Annotated in this window: 13 protein-coding genes; 11 read left to right on the top strand and 2 right to left on the bottom strand. The window is 37.6% G+C overall.

Translation table 11 applies throughout. The features are described from left to right. From NSQ74_RS22250 to ssuE, 5 genes are all read left to right on the top strand, one after another. Positions 1-1,056, top strand: coding sequence for an acyl-CoA dehydrogenase family protein (locus NSQ74_RS22250; RefSeq protein ID WP_340826197.1), 1,056 nt, complete (start codon positions 1-3; stop codon positions 1,054-1,056). Between the two features lie 133 nt (positions 1,057-1,189). Next, positions 1,190-3,256 (top strand): catalase, encoded by a 2,067-nt coding sequence (locus tag NSQ74_RS22245; RefSeq protein WP_340826195.1) that lies wholly within the window; start codon positions 1,190-1,192, stop codon positions 3,254-3,256. Between the two features lie 225 nt (positions 3,257-3,481). Further along, a complete protein-coding gene (locus tag NSQ74_RS22240; protein WP_340826193.1) occupies positions 3,482-4,678 on the top strand; it encodes a polysaccharide deacetylase family protein in 1,197 nt (398 codons plus the stop codon). A 491-nt stretch (positions 4,679-5,169) separates the two neighbouring features. Continuing rightward, positions 5,170-6,507 carry a dihydrolipoyl dehydrogenase gene (gene lpdA, locus NSQ74_RS22235; RefSeq protein WP_340826192.1) on the top strand — a complete coding sequence of 446 codons (1,338 nt, stop codon included), beginning with the start codon at positions 5,170-5,172 and terminating at the stop codon, positions 6,505-6,507. Positions 6,508-6,865: 358 nt separating this feature from the next. Further along, positions 6,866-7,399: an NADPH-dependent FMN reductase gene (gene ssuE, locus NSQ74_RS22230; RefSeq protein WP_340826190.1), complete on the top strand. Its 534-nt coding sequence runs from the start codon at positions 6,866-6,868 to the stop codon at positions 7,397-7,399. A gap of 46 nt (positions 7,400-7,445) precedes the next feature. Here the strand turns inward: ssuE and NSQ74_RS22225 are convergent, their stop codons facing one another. Continuing rightward, positions 7,446-7,610 carry a hypothetical protein gene (locus tag NSQ74_RS22225; protein ID WP_340826189.1) on the bottom strand — a complete coding sequence of 55 codons (165 nt, stop codon included), beginning with the start codon at positions 7,608-7,610 and terminating at the stop codon, positions 7,446-7,448. Between the two features lie 219 nt (positions 7,611-7,829). Between NSQ74_RS22225 and NSQ74_RS22220 the strand changes: the two genes are divergently transcribed. Then, positions 7,830-9,218 carry an aldehyde dehydrogenase gene (locus NSQ74_RS22220; protein ID WP_340826188.1) on the top strand — a complete coding sequence of 463 codons (1,389 nt, stop codon included), beginning with the start codon at positions 7,830-7,832 and terminating at the stop codon, positions 9,216-9,218. Between the two features lie 24 nt (positions 9,219-9,242). Here NSQ74_RS22220 and NSQ74_RS22215 read toward each other — a convergent pair whose 3' ends face one another. Continuing rightward, on the bottom strand, positions 9,243-10,847 hold the full coding sequence (locus tag NSQ74_RS22215) for a two-component system sensor histidine kinase NtrB (protein WP_340826187.1): 1,605 nt from the start codon (positions 10,845-10,847) through the stop codon (positions 9,243-9,245). A gap of 271 nt (positions 10,848-11,118) precedes the next feature. On the opposite strand from NSQ74_RS22215, the gene NSQ74_RS22210 reads away from it, so the two are divergent. The 5 genes from NSQ74_RS22210 to NSQ74_RS22190 all read left to right on the top strand — a co-directional run bounded on the left by NSQ74_RS22210 (position 11,119) and on the right by NSQ74_RS22190 (position 20,079). Further along, positions 11,119-12,585: a UDP-N-acetylmuramoyl-L-alanyl-D-glutamate--2,6-diaminopimelate ligase gene (locus NSQ74_RS22210; protein ID WP_340826186.1), complete on the top strand. Its 1,467-nt coding sequence runs from the start codon at positions 11,119-11,121 to the stop codon at positions 12,583-12,585. 289 nt (positions 12,586-12,874) lie between these two features. Next, on the top strand, positions 12,875-14,452 hold the full coding sequence (locus tag NSQ74_RS22205; RefSeq protein ID WP_340826184.1) for a peptide chain release factor 3: 1,578 nt from the start codon (positions 12,875-12,877) through the stop codon (positions 14,450-14,452). A 369-nt stretch (positions 14,453-14,821) separates the two neighbouring features. Continuing rightward, positions 14,822-17,875, top strand: a complete 3,054-nt coding sequence (locus NSQ74_RS22200; protein ID WP_340826183.1) for an efflux RND transporter permease subunit — start codon at positions 14,822-14,824, stop codon at positions 17,873-17,875. A 20-nt stretch (positions 17,876-17,895) separates the two neighbouring features. Beyond that, entirely contained in the window at positions 17,896-18,981 is a 1,086-nt protein-coding gene (locus NSQ74_RS22195; protein ID WP_340826182.1) for an SDR family oxidoreductase, read from the top strand. 333 nt (positions 18,982-19,314) lie between these two features. Beyond that, positions 19,315-20,079 (top strand): TerC family protein, encoded by a 765-nt coding sequence (locus NSQ74_RS22190; RefSeq protein WP_340826181.1) that lies wholly within the window; start codon positions 19,315-19,317, stop codon positions 20,077-20,079. Positions 20,080-20,330 lie beyond the last annotated feature (251 nt).

Below are 20,330 nucleotides of genomic sequence, written 5' to 3'. Positions count from 1 at the left end.
ATGGCAGTAGATGCAGTAGCTTTACAAACGTTAATTGAAGAAAAATTAAAACCGTTCGTAAAAAAGATTGATGAGGAAGCTTATTACGCGGAGGATTTTTTATTGGAGCTCGGCAAGGCTGGGTTTTTTGCTTCAACACAAAAAGATGAACAAACAACGCTATTAGATGAGCTAACGATTGTACAAGAGACAGCGAAAGTTTGTATGACAACTGCATTTTGCCTATGGTGCCACCTTGCCGCTTTAACTTACTTACGTAAAACGAATAATATGCAATTACGTGAAAATATTTTACCATTACTAGAACGTGGAGAAGTACTTGGTGCGACAGGTTTATCGAATCCGATGAAGTTTTATGCTGGACTAGAGAAGCTTCATTTATCAGCTGAGCGTGTGGACGGTGGCTATGTCGTAAATGGAGTGTTACCCGCTGTTTCAAACTTAGCAGCGAATCACTGGTTCGGGGCGATTGCCCATAACGGTGAGCAGGAAGTGATGGTATTCGTTAATACAGACAATGAGAACATTACACTAAAGGAAAAAATCCACTTTTTAGGTGTCAACGGCAGTGCGACCTATACATGTAAGTTTGACAACGTGTTTGTTGCTGATAACTATATCATTGCACAAGATGCAAGCACATTTGTAGATACTATTCGCCCGATATTTGTACTGTATCAAATCCCGCTAGGTTTTGGTGTTGTAGACTCAGCCATTGAAGGGATAGAAAAAGTTAAAGCTAAGCAAAATGGTTGTAATGAATATTTGCAAGTTCAAGCGGATGAACTAACAGAAAATCTACACTCATTACAAGAAAAACTTCAAGCACTAATTCAATCTGGCGAAGTAAATTTACAAGCAATTTGTCAGCTTCGTTTACAAGTCGTTTATAATACATTGGCTGCAGTGCAGGCCAACATGCTCCATAATGGCTCAGCGGGTTATATTGCAGGAAGTACACCATCACGTAAGCTACGCGAGGCCTACTTCTTTGCTAATTTAACACCGACAGTTAGACAGCTTGAGAAGATGACGGCAACAGCGAAAGCGAAATAGAGAATGAAGAAACCTTGACTGGCGTTATTGAGTCAAGGTTCTTTTTTATGAATGGACTCAACCATTCATGTTTATTTCAGAAAAACATACAGTGTATATAGAGCGTAATTAGTGCAAAAGGAAAGGGGATCGCGTGGATAAGTCTAAATCAAATCAGGGCAAGGATTTGACTGAGAATGCGAAGGATCAACAACTAGAGACATTTCGCGTTAATAATGATGGGAAAAAGATGACGACCAATCAGGGGCTGAAGGTTTCCAATGATGAAGATTCATTGAAAGCTGGCGTTCGTGGACCAACCATTATGGAGGATTTTCATTTTCGGGAAAAAATGACGCATTTTGACCATGAGCGGATTCCTGAACGAGTTGTACATGCTAGAGGATTTGCCGCGCACGGAGAGTTTGAACTATATGAGTCGATGAAAGAGTATACGAGAGCAAATTTTTTACAGGAGCCTGGGAAAAAGACGCCTGTATTTGTTAGATTTTCTACAGTCGTAGGGAGCTTAGGCTCAATGGATACGGCTCGTGATGTACGTGGGTTTGCAACAAAATTTTACACTGAAGAGGGCAATTATGATTTAGTCGGCAACAATATCCCAGTGTTTTTTATTCAGGATGCTATTAAGTTTCCCGATTTAATTCATGCTGTAAAGCCTGAGCCTCATAATGATATGCCACAAGCGGCTTCTGCACACGATACGTTTTGGGATTTTGTTGCAAATAATCAGGAAATAGCACATATGATTATGTGGCATATGTCTGATCGAACGATTCCTAGAAGTTTTCGGATGATGGAAGGCTTCGGTGTGCATACGTTCCGTTTTGTAAATGACAAAGGTAGATCCAGATTCGTGAAATTTCATTGGAAGCCAGTGTTAGGTGTTCACTCTCTAGTATGGGATGAAGCGCAAATTATTGGGGGCAAGGATTCCGATTTTCAACGGCGAGATTTATGGGAATCAATTGAAATTGGGGATTTTCCAGAGTATGAGCTTGGTGTCCAGATGATCGAGCCCGAGGAAGAATTTAGATTTGATTTTGATATTTTAGATGCAACAAAACTATGGCCAGAAGAGCTAGTACCTGTCAAAAGAATCGGAAAAATGACATTGAATCGCAATGTGGATAATGTTTTTGCTGAAACCGAGCAAGTCGCTTTTCACCCTGGAAATGTTGTGCCGGGCATTGATTTTACAAATGATCCGCTGCTACAAGGTCGCTTATTTTCATATATTGATACACAACTTCTTCGTCTAGGCGGACCAAACTTTGCTGAGATTCCTATTAATAGGCCTGTTTGCCCGATTCATAATAACCAACGAAATGGATTCAGTCGACAAACGATTAATATGGGAAAAGTTAGCTATCATAAAAATTCGCTTGCGGGCAATACTCCTTCAACATCAACTGCAAAAGAAGGAGGATTTGTGCATTATGAAGAAAAGGTTGAGGGACGTATTACAAGGGCTCGAAGTAAGTCCTTTAATGACCATTTCTCACAAGCTCGACTATTTTGGAATAGTATGTCGCCACCTGAAAAGCAGCATATCATTGACGCCTTTAGCTTCGAGGTAGGAAAGGTAAAAAGTAAATACGTTCGCCAGCAAGTCGTTGATATGTTTGTCCGTGTTGATAAAGAGATGGCTACAATAGTTGCTGATAATATTGGCGTTAATCGACCTACAGGTGAGCAATCAAACGTTACTATATCATCACCTGCACTAAGTCAGGCAAATACTGTGAAATTGCCACAGACACTTAAAGTGGGGGTATTAATAGGTGATGGATTTGATGCCAATGAGGTTGGAGAAGTACTGAAGTTTTTAACAAGGAACGGTGTTCGATATAGCATCATTTCTGACAGACTCGGTGTTGTGAAGGGCACTAATGGTGTACAGTTAACAGCGAGTGATACATTTATTACGACCGATGCGGTGCTATTTGATTCCTTATATGTTGTCGGAGTTCGAGCTGACAATCAAGCAAAGTTTAACACCTATATTGTCAATTATATTAATGAGGCGTACAGACATTTTAAACCAATTGGTATTGCTTCAACAGGAACAACGTTTTTCAATATGTCGAATGCAAACGTAGGGCCAGGCATTATTTTAGCAACTGGAAATGCTGGATTTGCCAAAAAATTTGTAGATGCCATTGCCCAGCAACGCTTTTGGCAGCGCAATATTTATTAATGATTTCATTTCTATCGGCGCTATCATTGGGTTTAGCGGCGATAAAAGTGGGTTTACCAGCGCTAGGGAGTATCCTTTGGGCGATATGATTAAGTTTATCGGCGATAGAGAGTATCCAATGCTCTATTAATAAAGAGACTGTTCTATACGAACAGTCTCTTTCAGTCTGTCATTATTTCGTATATACTTGTATGTGGACTATAGTTTGGGAAAGGGACCAATATTATGAAATATATAAGGAAAATACTATTATTTGTTGTACTTGTTTGCTTCTTTATCGCAATGTCAGATCAGGCAATGGCAGCAAAGACAACAAAATTTTATGAATATAGTAATGCCAAAGGTGTTACGGTCATTAACTATCATTCATTTGGTGAGTATAAGGAAATAGCTAATATAAATATTACTGAAAAGCTATTTCGGGAACAGTTGAAGATGCTTAAGGACAATGGCTATTCAACACTTACGGAAGAGCAGCTAATCGCATATTTACAAGGGCACGGTCGCATTCCTGAGAAATCTGTATTTTTAACGATAGATGATGGCTATGAAAGTGTATATAAAATTGCTTACCCTATATTAAAAGAAATGGGCATGCAGGCGACATTGTTTGTTATCGTAAATGATGTGGAGACAGGTGCTAGAAAAAATGTACCAATGTTGAACTGGCAACAAATAAAGGAAATGTCCGATTCTGGTATTATGCATATCGGCAACCATACATATGATTTACATTGGCGAGGGAGCAATGATAAGTCAAAACACGAGGCAATGATACTTAATCAGAAGAAAAATGGGGAGCCCCTTACAAATGAGGAGCGACTTCAATACATTCAAGAGGATATTACAAAAGCACATCAATTAATTGAAAAATATACAGGGATAGCGCCTAAATCCTTTGCGTATCCATATGGTGTTTATGATCGAATAGCCGAGCAGGCTATTAAAAAGGCGGGTTACACGATCGATTACTCTACACAGGGTGGCTATAATTTATTTGGACAAGGAACCGTTCATATTAAACGAATTGATTCTAGCAATCGAGTGTCAGCCCATGATTTAAAAAAGATTTTAGAAAAAAACAATACACATGCGGAGCAACAATATCGACAACGGGATATTCAAGTAGAAGCACAAGTTACATCAAATAAAGTGATAGTAAAAGCTTGGTTGAAAAGTGATATGAATAAAGGACCACTGCAAGCTAAAGAGACGCGGTTTGAACTTTATAAAATGGTGAATGGTGAGCGTCAGCTACAACGTGAATTTGGCAGTTACCGAGTGGCGGCAAGTACGAATGCAAGAGTGATGTCAACAGAAGAAAATATAGCAAATTACGAAGCAGGAGGCTATTCCGTTAAAACGATTATTAGTAAACAAGACGGAAGTAAAGAAGTTTTCTGGATTAATTTTAATAAATAATAAAAAACCGCTATGCATCGCGGGAATATTGTGATGTTCCGCGGAAATCGGGCTTCGTTTCGCGGGAATTTAGTGTTGTTCCGCGGAAATCTCGCTTCGTTTCGCGGAAATCCCGCTTCAATTCGCGGAAATATTGTGATGTTCCGCGGGATCCCGCATCATTTCGCGGGAATATAGTGTTGTTCCGCGGAAATCGGGCTTCGTTTCGCGGAAATATTGTGATGTACCGCGGAAATCCCGTTTCGTTTCGCGGGAATATAGTGATGTTTCGCGGAAATCCGGCTTCGTTCCGCGGAAATCTCGCTTCATCCCGCGGAATTACTTTGCTTCAAATAAATCCCGCTATACGCCCATATCCACCTAGTACTACTAGAAGTCTCTCATGTGAGAGGCTTTTTTCATTAAGTGAATTTCAGCGTCGTATCTTAAGGAGGATATGTCATTGCATTGAAATTTTGTAAATGTTAAGGTGGTAAATGAGGTGAATAGACGTGGAACAATTTGATATCGCTATTATTGGCGCAGGTCCAGGAGGATATGTGGCAGCAATTCATGCAGCTAAAAGTGGTATGAAAGTAGCTTTGGTAGAACGTGATAAAGTGGGGGGAGCTTGCTATAATGTTGGCTGTATTCCTTCGAAAATTTTGTTAGAGCACAGTAAATTAGTGCAAGAAATACAACGTGGCAACGATTGGGGGATTGAAACGCCAGTCGTTAATGTAAACTTCCCTCGTTTAATGCAGCGTAAAAATACAATCGTTCAAGAGCTTTTAGAAAATATAGAACAGTACATTGCGAGCAATCATATTACATTTTACCGCGGAGAGGCGTCGGTTGCTGCCGATTTAACGGTAACGGTCGGTCAAGAAATTTTTGCAGCGAAAGATATTATTTTAGCAACTGGTAGTAAGCCATTTGTGCCGCCATTTAAAGGGCTAGAAAATTCATCATATTATACAACGGATACATTTTTTGATATGAGGGAACTTCCACAACAGCTAACGATTATTGGTGGAGGAGTCATTGCCGTAGAAATGGCATTTAGCTTAGCACCACTTGGAACAAAAGTTACGATGTTGAATCATAGTGAAGATATTTTACAAACGGAAGAACCAGATGCACGACCGATTATTCGGGAGAAAATGAGAAATATCGGTATCGAACTTGTGACAAACTTTCAATTTGAGCAATTTAATGGCAATGAAATTCATACATCTAAAGGAATCTATACATACGAAAACTTATTATTTGCAACGGGACGTCGTCCAAATACGGAAATTGCACAACAGCTAGAGCTTGATTTTGATGGTCGTTTAATAGCGGTAAATAAGCATTATGAAACGAGTCATCCACATATTTACGCAATAGGTGACTTAGTGGGAGGCTATCAGTTAGCACATGCTGCTAGTGCGGAAGGTATTTATGTTGTGGATTATATTTTGGGGGCTAAACGAGCGTTGGTTGACCAAGCACTTATTCCGCGTTGTGTTTACACCCATCCTGAAATTGCAACGTTTGGTTTGTTAGAAGATCAAGTTCATCAAGCGTATACGGTGACAAAAATGCCAATTAATACAAATCCAAAGGCGTTGATGGAAGGAAATGTGGAAGGTTTTGTAAAGCTTGTTGTAACGCAGGAGGAAGGGCATATTTTAGGGGCATGTGTTGTTGCTGATGGTGCTACAGAAATACTCAATGCTATTTTAGCGACGAAAAATGCCGGTGGTACTGTAAATGAATTAGCAAATATGATTTTTCCTCACCCTACAGTATCAGAGCATATTGGAGATGCTGCAAAAGCGGTATTCGGTAAAGCGATTCATCAATAAAATAAATGGAGAGAAGGTTGTTCACATATTGTTGTGGCAACCTTTTTGTATTCAAATATAAATTCCATTAAAGCTTATTGACTTTATCTAATATTATGTTAAATTAAGTTTATAAGATTACTTGGTATTAGACGATATACGCTGACTAGACATCTAGAGGCTTCTATTTTTCACAACGGCTTAGTTGTTGACTGTAAATATAGAAGCCTCTTTTTGTGTCAACGGGAGAAATTAACGCCAGTAATAAATGACCACTTTGGTAATGATGACAAAATAAATATTTCTTAATTTATCGAGAATGCCTACTACTTCGAGATGGGGTAGTAAATTATTTAATAAAATAAAGGGAGTGAGCGAGATGACAAAAGTAGTGATTATTAATGGCAGTAATACGAGGTATTCGCGTGTGACGGCGATTCAGGAGAAGGTCGAGTGTTTTTTCTCAGCTCAAAGTACAACAATACACACAATTCACGTACATGAACTGCCAGCTGCTGCGTTAATAACTGCAAACTTTGCAAGTGAAGACATTAAAGCAGAAAATCAAAAGGTGGAGGAAGCAGATATTGTTGTCATTTTAACACCTATATATAAAGCATCTTACTCAGGAATATTAAAAACCTACTTAGATTTATTGCCACAAAAAGCGTTAGCAGGTAAAAAGATTTTACCTATAGCAGTAGGTGGCTCTATTGGGCATTTACTTGCGTTAGAATATGCTCTAAAACCAGTATTGGCTGTATTAGGGGCAACAGATATTGCCCATTCCGTTTATATTATCGACAAGCAAATTATACGTTTAGAGGACGGCAGCTTTGCTATTGAGGAGGAAGCTATTAATCGTCTAGAGATTGAACTTAAAAAAATACAGCACACAGTAGCTGTGAACTAACATAAAAGCGCATCATAGGAAATAGCCACCTATGATGCGCTTTTTATTAATTTACTTCAGGTTCCTCCAATAAAGTGTCTTTCTCCGACTGCATTGTAGAAAGATATAAAAAAGCCTCATCTTGCAATAACGATAATTTTTCTTCACATATCCCGTGCGATAATGCTCCTGAAAAAATGGATTCCCACCAAGTTCCTGTTGTCGTTGTCATTCTCTACGCCCCCGTTTCGATTCGATATGTAATTGTATATTTCCCTAGTTTCTCAAAAAAAAACATGGCATCATTAGTTACTATTTCTGTTTTTTTACATCATCCCCTATTTCAGAAGGAGGATTTTTATCCTTCAATGTTGTATCGTATAGACAAAGATAGTTTGTTTCAAAAAAGACAAAACTATGTATCGCAATTTTAAAAAAGGGGTGTTTATTTATGAATTTTACGCCACAAGATGTTGAAAATATGATTACAGAGCAGCGACAATTTTATTTTTCTCGCGCTACAAAAGATGTAAAATTTCGAAAAAATCAATTATTGAACTTAAAGAAAAGTATTTTAAAGTATGAAAAGGATATTTTGAATGCATTGTTTTTAGACTTAAGAAAAAGTGAGTTCGAAGCATATGCAACAGAAATTGGCATTGTCCTTGATAGTATTTCTTATATGGCGAAAAATTTAGAGGAATGGGTGAAGCCTGAAACGGCTAAAACGCCAATTCACCTTCAAATGGGGAAAAGTTTTATTGTTCGAGAGCCGTATGGTGTGACGTTAATTATTGGGCCATTTAATTACCCATTTCAGCTTGTGATGGAGCCTTTAATTGGTGCAATTATTGGTGGAAATACAGCGATTGTAAAGCCATCTGAAACGTCTGTGCATACAGCAAATATTGTGAAAAAAATTATTGAAGAGACATTCGATCCTTCCTATATACGTGTTGTAGAAGGTGAAAAAGAAGAAGTAACCGCACTTATTCATGCTTCGTTTGATTATATATTTTTTACAGGAAGTGTAGCGGTCGGTAAAATAGTGGCGAAAGCGGCAGCTGAACGGTTAACTCCGATAGCACTCGAACTTGGTGGTAAAAGCCCAGCAATAGTCGACCAAACGGCCAATTTAGAAGTTGCTGCAAAACGAATAGCTTGGGGAAAATTCACAAATACTGGTCAAACGTGTGTAGCTCCAGACTATTTACTTGTCCATAAAGACGTTTATGATCGATTTATGAAATTGTTAAAGGACACTGTCCGTTCTTTCTACGGTAAAAATGCGATAAAAAGCCCGGATTACGGTCGTATTGTAAATGTAAGACAGTTTGATCGTCTGCAAAAAATTTTAATTGAGGAGCGGGACACAATTACATATGGAGGGCGAACAGATCGTGATGATTTATATATTGAGCCTACCATAATTGAATATGTGAAGTGGTCAAGTCCTTCAATGCAAGATGAGCTATTTGGACCGATTTTACCAGTAATGGTATATGATGATTTACGACTTGCCATACATCAAATTCGTCAATTGCCTAAACCTTTAGCTGCTTATTTTTTCTCTGAACATGAAAAAGCCATTCAATACTTTTTAGAGGAGCTACCTTTTGGTGGTGGCTGTATAAATGATACGGTAACACATGTAGGTAATCAGCATTTGCCATTTGGTGGGGTTGGTCCTTCAGGGATTAATGCCTATCATGGAAAGGCAAGCTTTGATAATTTTACACATCCAAAATCGATATTAAAAAAATCTTCAAAGCTCGAAACAAATATTCTTTTCCCGCCATATAAACAAAAGGTTAAACTTATTCGTACTATTATGAAGTAATGCTGAGGGAGGTGTCTTGTACGTTTAGACACCTCCAACCTCATTGTTTTCTGCTGGCGGTAGTTTTATTTTTATAGTTGAACCACAGTTTAACTTGCTTTCAATAGCAATTGTGCCGCCATGTTCCTGAATAATCTTGTTTGTTATGAGCATACCAAGGCCTGTTCCTGTTGATTTGGTCGTATAAAAAGGTTCAAAAATACGCTTAATTAGTGCCTCGGACATTCCAACACCATTATCTGTAATTGTCACCATAATTAATCCTTCCGCATCTTTAGCAATGAAAATAATAATTTCTCCTTCAGTTGTACGTGCTTCAATTGCTTCAATGGCATTTTTAATAATATTAATGAATACCTGTTTTAACTGATTTTCATTAGCTAAAATTTGGTTATCTTCGCTGACGATATGTAGTGAAAAGGTAATGTTATGTTTTTGAAATTCGAGATGAAATAGTTGACTAATACTGTTAATCACGTCGTCAATCGATACGACTTTTAATTGTTCAACATGAGGCTTGGACAGCACTAAAAATTCACCAATAATTAAGTTAATTCGTTCGATTTCAGATTGAATTATTTCGGTATATGCATAGCAGGTTGAATCTTTTTCCGTACTCATCATTTGAACAAAACCGGATATAACGGCCATAGGATTACGGATTTCATGTGCTACCCCAGCTGCTATTTCGCCTGCCATTTTTAGCTTTTCTGATTGTAGTAAAAGTAGTTCATTTTCCTTTTTATAAGAAATATCGCGTGAAATAGCAGAAATAGCTATCATTTTGTTTGTGCGATCATAGATAGGTGAGAGTGAAATTTCGACATCGAAAACAGTACCATCTTTACGCATATCTTGTGTTTCTAACAGTTTAAAGCTTTTTCCTTCTAATAAACTTGCATAGCGCTGTTCAGCTTCCAAAACATTTTCTGGAGGGACAAGAGGGATGCTCTTGCCAACAATTTCTGCACTTGTCCAACCATATACTTCCTCAAAAGCAGGATTTACATCAATGACGCGATTATCTAAACTAAAAACCGCAATACAATCATTTGCATGTTGGAAAAACAAATGCAAATATGCTTCTTGCGAAAGCAATTCTTGTTTTTTCTGTAAGTTCATCTCATTTAGTCGATACCAAAAATGTTGTAAATGGCGAGATTGAATCCAACCTACAATAGTAAGTAACAATACAACAAAAATAAATGTTTCGAAGTAGCGTGGATGGACAATAAATTCACTGGAAATGCGGTGAAAATAAGAAAGAGCTATAATTTCCAGCAAAGAAACAATACTAATTAAAGTATTCAATTTTATCGATTGGTAAATAGTTATTAATAATATATAGAAAATAAAGCAAATAAAACTAGTTAAGGAAATGCTGAGAATATTAAGATAAACAATGGCAATATTGCCTGAAATAATTATTACCCATTGCATTGCAATTGGTTTAATTTTTAAAATTTTACCAGCTAGTAGAGGTAGAAATATTATTAACAACACACCGATCAGTACTTCGAGGTTACTATAGAGATCTAACATAATGAGCACTCCATAGGCAAAAATAGCTGTCACATAAAATAGCAAGATAATCTCATTGCGCATACGTAATAATTCCAATTGTTGCATATTTAGCACCTCAATTTTTAATCGATATTCCCATCATACATGATTCATTGTTGTCGATAAATGCCGATTTTTGATAAGATAGGAAAAATCCAACTTAATTTTTAAAATGGTAGCGTTTTCATTTAAAAAACGTTTCGTGAGGCATTTCATTTCTAGGCGAATAAGTAGTAAAATAAATTCATTAGGTAAGTGGGGGTATTCAGATTGTCTTTTTTTGTCGAAAAACAAGAAATGATGAAATGAATGTTGAGATTGATTGGAGGACTATGAAATGTATGCAGAGGAATTGTTAAGTGCATTACCTTTGAAAAAAATAATTGGCGTGTTACCGGATCAAGTGACGGATATCGTTATCGATTCTCGAAGTGTGCAACCGAACAGCATGTTTGTATGTATTAAAGGTTACACAGTGGATGGCCATGATTATGCGCAAAGAGCTGTTGAAGGTGGTGCAACTATTGTTGTCACAGAACGAGAACTACCATTAGCAGATGCGATTGCACAAGTTGTTGTGAAGGATACAGATCGTGCAGTTGGTTTGTTAGCTGCTAAGTTTTTTGATTACCCTTCAAAAGATATGACAATGATTGGTGTAACAGGGACGAATGGTAAAACATCTGTAACAGGTATTATTCAAAATATCATGCACGGTATGGGCGAGAAATCTGCATTAACAGGAACAATTGGTTTTAATTTAAATGGTATTTTATATGAATCGGCAAATACTACAAGTGATGCATTATCGACGCAACAAATGATTTTCCGTGCAAAAATGGAAGGCTGCCGTTTAATGACAATGGAGGTTTCTTCACATGGATTAGCACTTGGTCGTTTAGCTGGTGTTGATTATGATGTTGCAATTTTTACGAATCTTACTCATGATCATCTTGATTTCCATGGTACGATGGAGGAATATGGGAATGCAAAAGGCTTATTATTCTCTCAACTTGGACAAGACTTAGAAAAAAATAAACTAGTTGTGCTCAATGCAGATGATGCTTGGTCAGAACGCTATGCAGCAATGACACCGTTCCCAGTATGGACTTATGGATTAAACGATGAGACAGCTGATTTCCGTGCCATTAATTGTGAGTACCATGATTACATGACTTCATTTGATGTAGTTATGCCTGAAGGAATATTTCCTGTGAAAATGCATTTGCTTGGTGAATTCAATATTTATAATGTTCTTGCTGCAATGGTTGCATTTTATGGCAGAGGCTATTCAATGGACGCAATTATTGAACAAATAGAGCAATTACCACCAGTAAAAGGACGTATGGAAAAAGTTTGCTCAGATTTGCCAGTGCAAATTTTTGTCGATTATGCGCATACACCAGATGCTATTGAAAAGGCGATTGCCGCAGCTACGCCATATAAAAAAGGTAAGCTTATTTTCTTAGTTGGTACAGGTGGTAATCGTGATAAATCTAAGCGCCCTGCAATGGCTGAAAAAGCATCTGCAGCTGATTATGTAATTTTAACGACAGATGACCCGCGCTATGAAGATTACGATAGTATTACAGGTGATCTTGCTAAAGGTATGCTGCATAAAAACTATGCCTGTATTGGAGACCGTGCAGAAGCAGTCCGTCATGCAATAGAGATAGCTGAACCAGGCGATATGATTATTTTTGCTGGTAAAGGACATGAAGATTATCAAATTATTGAAAATACGAAATATCCACATAGTGATGCGGAAATTGCTATAAAGGCAGGACATTTAAAATTTGTCTAAATTAATTTGTGTCACAACCTTTTATGCGATGAAGGGGAACAGCTAGTGCAAGAAGATATTTCTTCCGACAAGCCCTTCCTTGCAAGTCAGCGTAGTGGAGGCTTCTACGCTCGCACAAAATGTAAACGTATTGTATATGTTTTAATGAATAAAATATTACTTATTGACAGTCTGAACCCTTTTAGTAGTGACTAAAGGGTTTTCTTTTTGGTGAATTCATGTAAAAAGGTTGTACGAAGGGCTAGACTTCTTTTATTATTAGTAGGTATGAAAAAAGGAGAATGAAGAGATGACTTCAAATTTAGAAAAAGATATATTAGCACGACGTACGTTCGCTATTATCAGCCACCCGGATGCTGGGAAAACGACGATTACGGAAAAGCTTTTACTTTTTGGCGGAGCGATTCGTGACGCAGGTACAGTAAAAGGTAAAAAATCAGGGAAATTTGCAACATCGGACTGGATGGAAATTGAAAAACAACGTGGTATTTCGGTAACATCTTCTGTTATGCAGTTTGATTATAGTGGTTCGCGCGTTAATATTTTAGATACACCAGGACACCAAGATTTCTCTGAGGATACGTATCGTACATTAATGGCAGTAGATAGTGCTGTCATGGTTGTAGATGCTGCTAAAGGGATTGAGGCACAAACATTAAAACTATTTAAAGTTTGTAAAATGCGCGGTATTCCGATTTTTACATTTATCAATAAATTAGACCGTCAAGGGAAAGAGCCACTTGAACTAATCGAAGAGCTTGAAGAAGTGCTTGGTATTCAAGCCTACCCAATGAACTGGCCAATCGGTATGGGGAAAGAATTCCTTGGTATTTATGACCGTTATAACAAACGTATTGAGCAATTCCGTACTGATGAGGGCGAACGTTTCCTACCAATCGATGAGAATGGTGAGTTAGCAGTTGACAATCCAATGAAAGTCACTTCATATTACTCACAAGCGATGGATGACATTATGCTACTTAATGAAGCAGGAAATGCCTATTCAGAAGAAAAAATCCGCCGCGGTGAATTAACACCTGTGTTCTTCGGTTCTGCTTTAACAAACTTTGGGGTACAAACATTCCTTGAAACGTATTTAAAATTTGCTCCAACACCTCAACCTCGTATTACAGAAGATGAGCAGTTCATTGACCCTGTTGAGCATCCAGAGTTTTCGGGCTTTATTTTCAAAATTCAAGCCAATATGAACCCTGCACACCGTGACCGTATTGCCTTTGTACGTATCGTATCTGGTAAATTTGAGCGCGGTATGAATATGACGCTATCTCGTACAGGTAAATCTTTTAAAGTGACACAGTCTACACAGTTTTTAGCTGACGACCGTGAAACAGTTGATGTAGCGGTGGCTGGAGATATTATTGGATTATATGATACAGGCACATATCAAATTGGTGACACTGTCGTAGGTGGCAAGAAAACGTTCCAATTTGAAAAATTACCGCAGTTCACACCAGAGCTATTTGTTCGCGTGACAGCGAAAAACGTAATGAAATCGAAGCAATTCCATAAAGGGATTTTACAATTGGTGCAAGAGGGTGCCATTCAATATTACAAAACACTTCATACAGAAGAAGTTATTTTAGGTGCAGTTGGTCAATTACAATTTGAAGTATTTGAGCACCGCATGAAAAATGAATACAATGTTGAAGTAAGAATGGAACCAATTGGTTCAAAAATGGCACGTTGGATTGAAAATGAAGAAGATGTAAAAGAATCGATGTCTTCAAGTCGTTCAATGCTTGTAAAAGACCGCTTTGACAATCTTGTTTTCCTATTTGAAAATGAATTTGCTATGCGTTGGTTCTCAGATAAAAACGAAAACATCAAATTATATAGCCTTCTATAAAAAGAAACACGAATCGACATTTCATCGATTCGTGTTTTTTTACAAGGAAAATAAGCGATTGGTGTAGAATGTATACAATATAAGGAAATGTTTAATCATTATGAGTACTGGCATCATTGCGCTACAGGCGGACGCTTTCCGCGGGCAAGCACCGAGCCGCTTCCCTCGCTACGCTCATTCCAGGGTCTCGGTTTGCTTGCTTTTCCCGCAGGAGTCGCCGCCTTCCGCTCCATTGAAATATTTTATTTCTCAAAAAAACAATGATGAAAATGCGAATTATGAAATTTTTTCAATATAATGTATTAATTTATAAAAAATCCCCCTTTTCGGCTATCATAGGAAAGAAGAGAAAGAAAAGGAGTATATACAATGAACATTAGTAACTTTTCGATTAAAAGGCCTGTTTTTACACTTGTTTCGATGCTACTAATAATTATTTTAGGTGGCGTCTCATTGTTAAAAATTCCAATCACTTTAATTCCCGAATTAAATCCACCAATTGGTGTCGTTGTTACCTCCTATCCTGGTGCGAGCTCAACGGAAGTAAATGAAAAGGTAACGAAACCTTTAGAGGCGACATTGGCCACCTTGCCAGGCATTAAAAAACTTCAATCTACTTCTCAGGAAGGTTCAAATTTAATTGTGCTAGAGTTTAATTGGACAACGGATATTGACGAGGTTCAACTCGATATTTTACAGCGAATCGATATGACACCGCTACCGAATGATGCACAAAAGCCAAGTTTTTTAAAATTTGACCCGTCACAATTTCCAATCATTCAGCTTTCTTTACGTGCAGAAAATGATCAGGTGGACGTGCGTATATTAGCGGAATCATTAGAAAAAGAGCTTCGTCGCACTAATGGAGTAGCGAGTGTAAACGTATCCGGCAAGCTGGTAGAAGAAGTACAAGTAACATTGGATGAATCGAAATTAATTGCAAAAGGCTTAACCCAAGCTGATATTATTCAAATTATTCAAACGAATAATGTGTCACTGCCTGGAGAACCTGTATTAACTGCTGATGGCAAAATGTTGACGACACGTATTGTTAGTACGTTAACAAAACCAGAAGATATTGCGGATTTAATTGTCTCCGTCAATCCGATAGATGGTAAAACACTAACGGTAGGAGATGTAGCGACCGTCGAGCGCGCGGAGCAAAAATCTTTAACAGAAACGCGTGCTAATGACCATCCAGCTGTATTAATGTCTGTTTTGCAAGAGTCTGGGGCAAATACTGCTGAAGTATCAAAAGCGTTCCAACAATCTTTACATGACTTACTAGCACAGGAACAATATAAAGGTGTAGTAGCAGACATATTAGTAGATCAAGGTAATTACGTGAATTTAGCGATAAGTAACATAGGTTCTTCATTACTATTAGGTGGCTTATTTGCAATGCTTGTGCTATTTATGTTTTTACGAGGTGTGAAAAGCCCAATTATCATTGGTATTGCTATACCATATTCAGTCATCGTCACATTTGTATTAATGTATTTTGCTCACTTTACTCTCAATATTATGACATTAGGCGCGCTAGCATTAGGCATTGGGATGCTCGTTGATAATGCAATTGTAGTAATTGAAAATGTGGAACGGCATTTAGGGCTTGGTAAGAACCCAATAGAAGCAGCAATGCAAGGCACTAAGGAAGTGGCGTTAGCCATAACAGCATCTACATTGACAACAATTGCTGTGTTCATTCCAGTAATGTTTATAGAAGGTTTAATCGGGCAAATCTTTACGGAATTTGCACTTACGATTTCATTCAGCTTAATTGCCTCGCTATTAGTAGCATTAACAGTTGTACCAATGTTGGCAAGTCGTCTGTTAAAAATGAAAGACAAAAATATAAATGAAATTCGAAAAGCATCGTCCTTTTATAAGCACTATAATGCATCTGTTGTTTGGGTATTAAAGCATCGTTTATTGGTCATTTTTTCGGCTGTTATCCTCTTTAGTTTATCGGTGTTTGGCTTATCGAGAATTGGTACGGAATTTTTACCAGCAACAGATGAAGGTTTTGCTTCTATTAGTGTAGATCTTGATAGAGGGGCTGCAGTAACTAAAACGGAACAGGTTGTCGCAGCAATAGAGGAGCGTTTAAAAAAAGAGCAAGATGTTGACGTCTATGTTAGCCTAATTGGCGGTACGCAGCAGTCGCAATCACGTGGACAAACAACTGCAAATCGAGCGGAAATTTATGTGAAGCTAGTACCACTTGCAGATCGTAAGCGCTCAATTTTTGAATTTGTAGAAGAGGTAGAAAAGGATTTAAACAATGAGCTAGGCGAGCAAGCTGAAATTACATTTAACGTTTCTACATCGTCAGGTTCATCTCCAAATACATTGACATTCCGATTAACCGATTCAAATGAACAACGTTTACAAGAGTCAGTTGAAAAAGTACAGCAAGAGCTCAAGCGCATTAACGTTGTCACAAATGTAATGACAGATTTAGATAATACAGTGCAAGAAATTCAAATTGAAGTAGACCGTGAAAAAGCTAAGGATTACGGCTTTTTACCGGCACAAATAGCCCAAACGGTTAATCAAATGACAAAGGGACAGCTGACAACTCAAATGATTGCTGATGATGGAGCTGTGTTATCGGTGTATACAGGCTTTGGACAAGCATTTAATGAAAGTGTCGAGTCCTTAAAGACAATGGAGATTCGTTCTCCTGCAGGTCTATTTGTTACGCTTGATGAAATTGCAAACGTATCTATACAAGAAGGGCCAGTATCCATTAGACGTTCTGATCAGGCTGCCGCAGTTGCATTTTTCATTGATTATACAGCGAAGGAGTCACTAGGTGGTATTTCAAAGGAGGTCGATAAGGCTCTTGAAAAAGCTAATTTACCTTCTGAAACGCAAGTTGTTTTTAGTGGCGATCGAGAGCTTTATGATAGTGCAATTGATGACATGCTTTTAGCCGTTGCTTTAGCTGTAGTGCTTGTTTATATTGTAATGGCAGCGCAGTTTGAGTCATTTAAATATCCTTTCGTTATTATGTTTACGGTACCACTTATGATTATTGGTGTTACGATTGCAATGTTTGCAACAAAGACACTACTTGGTGTGACAACTGTTATTGGTATTTTGGTTCTCGTGGGCATTGTTGTGAATAACGGTATTGTACTTGTCGATTATATAAATCAGCAAAAGATGAATGGCATGAAGTCATATGATGCGATTTTACTTGCTACACAAGATCGACTGCGTCCAATATTAATGACAGCATTAACGACAATATTAGGTTTGCTACCATTAGCACTTAGTATTGGTGAAGGTACTGAGATGAACCAGCCTATGGGCATTGTTGTAATTGGAGGGCTTATTACTTCGACTTTGCTGACATTATATATAGTGCCAGCTGTTTATAGCTTAATGGATAAAGAAACTAGAAAATTGCCTTAAGTACAAGGGGGAAATGAGATATGGGTGTTCATTTTTTTACGGGTTTTCCAGGATTCATTTCAAGTCAATTAATACGAGAGCTATTTCAAAAAAATAAAACGCAAAAGGTTATCGCAATAGTGCTAGCAGGGGAATTACCAAAAGCAACTGTTGAAAAAGGCAAGATAGAAGTAGACTATCCTCATTGTACGATACAGATTGTCGAAGGGGACATTACACTACCTAATTTAGGGATGACAAATCAAGTAGTACAGGAATTACTGCCACAAATTGAAGTGTTTTGGCATTTAGCAGCTATTTATGATTTAGCGGTTCCTAGAGATATCGCATGGAAGGTCAACGTACATGGAACAGCGATGGTAAATGATTTTGTACGTACACTTCCAAATTTAAAGCGGTATATGTATTTTAGTACAGCATATGTTGCTGGGCTGCGTGAAGGGATTTTACGTGAAAATGAATTAGTCCGACCGCCTGCTTTTAAAAACTATTATGAGGAAACAAAATATGAGGCAGAGCATCGTGTAGAAGATTTAAAGTCGGAGATACCTATAACGATTATTAGACCAGGAATTGTGCGTGGACATTCAGAGACTGGGGAAACGATTAAATTTGATGGACCATATTTCTTTTTAAATATGGTGGATAAATTAAAACGTTTACCGTTTATACCTTATATAGGGCTGTCGAGCTCAGCTATCAATGTTGTGCCGATTGATTATATTATAAATGCCACAACTTATATAGTAGATGAGAAAAGCGCAGAAGGCAAAACGCTACATTTAACAGATCCGAACCCACATCCTGTACAAGAGGTATATCGCACAATGGTAAAGTTATTAACGGATCATTATCCTAAAGGACGTTTTCCTTTGTCGTTTGCAAAAAAATCGTTAAAAATACCTTTCATTCGAAAGTTGCTAGGTGTCGAGCAAGAATCTTTAGATTATTTAACTTGGAATGCTGTCTTTGATACAGCAGAAGCGGTTGCTATTTTACAAAAAGGAAATATTACATGTCCTGATTTTATACAAACAATGCCGAAGATGGTGGATTTTTATCTAGCACATAAAGACGATAAAAACTATCATATTCAAATTAAATAATGATGGATTTCTTTGTCAGCTTTAAATGATAGTGCTATAATAAACGAACAAAAGAAATATCCTTAGACATTTTGTTAAAGGGGAGTAGCTAGCAGATGCGAGCGATGCATCTGATTTCACATTCGTCAAGACATGGTATTTACCATCGGGTGTGATAGCAAATGTTGTTGCTTTGATAAAGGTGCAATGCCGATACCTGTAATGAGAGAAGTGACAAATACAAATTTGCTTAGCAAGACCTTTGCCTTCTTTCAGGCAGGGGTCTTTTCTTTTGCATTTGACTAGTAAATGATCGCAATTTTGGGTATACAGAGTTTAAAGGAGGAACAGAGGATGGAAGCAATATTATTACAATATGGCTGGGTACTGATTGTACTAGTTGTATTAGAAGGATTACTAGCAGCAGACAACGCAGTTGTAATGGCTGTTATGGTGAAACACTTACCGCATGACCTACAAAAAAAGGCACTTTTTTACGGATTATTTGGAGCATTAATATTCCGATTCTCTGCGCTCTTTGTTATTACAGTATTAGTTAATTACTGGCAAATTCAGGCGGTTGGAGCAGCCTACCTATTATTTATGTCAGCGAAAAATATTTATGACTTGAGAAAAGGTAAAGATGAGGAAGAAGAAAATGATGAGACAGCCGTGAAAAAGGGATCTGGCTTTTGGATGACTGTCTTAAAAGTTGAGGTTGCCGATATAGCATTTGCGATTGATTCAATGCTTGCTGCGGTTGCTATTGCTGTGACGCTTCCACACTTAGGTAATTTTGATATTGGTGGCATTAATGGTGGACAATTTATTATTATGCTATTAGGTGGCTTTATCGGTGTTATAATGATGCGTTTTGCCGCGCAATGGTTTGTGAAAGTTTTAAACGACTATCCTTCACTTGAAACTGCTGCATTTTTAATTGTTGGCTGGGTTGGGGTAAAACTTGTTGTTTTAACATTAGCTCATGAAAAAGTGGGTATATTACCTAAAGAATTCCCTCATTCAACAGGCTGGGAATTAACATTCTGGATTGTGTTAATTGGTATCGCATTTGTCGGTTATTTAGTAGGAGTACGTAATAAAAAACAAACAAAATAACTGCTTGGAATTTTTTGTGAATATATAATGAAATTATTTTTAAATCCGCGTTGCTTTCTGCGGGCAAGGCACGAGCGTATCGCTCGCAACACTAACTGAGTCATGTGCGCTTGCTTTTCCCAGCGAAAGTGTATGCGGATTTTTGCTTTATTTCGAATAAATAGCTCAAGGTGATAGTTTTATCCTGTTTAAAACAGCCTCTTTCTTTTTTTATAGATTTTTTCTATACTAATATCTATCTTGGCATCATG

The organism is Lysinibacillus sp. FSL W8-0992, assembly GCF_038008685.1.
In the GTDB taxonomy this organism is placed as follows: domain Bacteria; phylum Bacillota; class Bacilli; order Bacillales_A; family Planococcaceae; genus Lysinibacillus.
The sequence above is the reverse complement of the archived record's forward strand: the minus strand, read 5'-3'. Positions and strand labels throughout refer to the sequence as shown.

Excerpts from the sequence above, each read along its gene's own strand:
- NSQ74_RS22220 (WP_340826188.1), top strand. The coding sequence starts at position 7,830 with ATGAATTTTACGCCACAAGATGTTGAAAATATGATTACAGAGCAGCGA.
- NSQ74_RS22195 (WP_340826182.1), top strand. The coding sequence starts at position 17,896 with ATGGGTGTTCATTTTTTTACGGGTTTTCCAGGATTCATTTCAAGTCAA.
- NSQ74_RS22210 (WP_340826186.1), top strand. The coding sequence starts at position 11,119 with ATGTATGCAGAGGAATTGTTAAGTGCATTACCTTTGAAAAAAATAATT.
- NSQ74_RS22215 (WP_340826187.1), bottom strand. The coding sequence starts at position 10,847 with ATGCAACAATTGGAATTATTACGTATGCGCAATGAGATTATCTTGCTA.
- NSQ74_RS22225 (WP_340826189.1), bottom strand. The coding sequence starts at position 7,610 with ATGACAACGACAACAGGAACTTGGTGGGAATCCATTTTTTCAGGAGCA.
- NSQ74_RS22200 (WP_340826183.1), top strand. The coding sequence starts at position 14,822 with ATGAACATTAGTAACTTTTCGATTAAAAGGCCTGTTTTTACACTTGTT.
- NSQ74_RS22240 (WP_340826193.1), top strand. The coding sequence starts at position 3,482 with ATGAAATATATAAGGAAAATACTATTATTTGTTGTACTTGTTTGCTTC.
- ssuE (WP_340826190.1), top strand. The coding sequence starts at position 6,866 with ATGACAAAAGTAGTGATTATTAATGGCAGTAATACGAGGTATTCGCGT.
- NSQ74_RS22190 (WP_340826181.1), top strand. The coding sequence starts at position 19,315 with ATGGAAGCAATATTATTACAATATGGCTGGGTACTGATTGTACTAGTT.
- NSQ74_RS22250 (WP_340826197.1), top strand. The coding sequence starts at position 1 with ATGGCAGTAGATGCAGTAGCTTTACAAACGTTAATTGAAGAAAAATTA.
- NSQ74_RS22205 (WP_340826184.1), top strand. The coding sequence starts at position 12,875 with ATGACTTCAAATTTAGAAAAAGATATATTAGCACGACGTACGTTCGCT.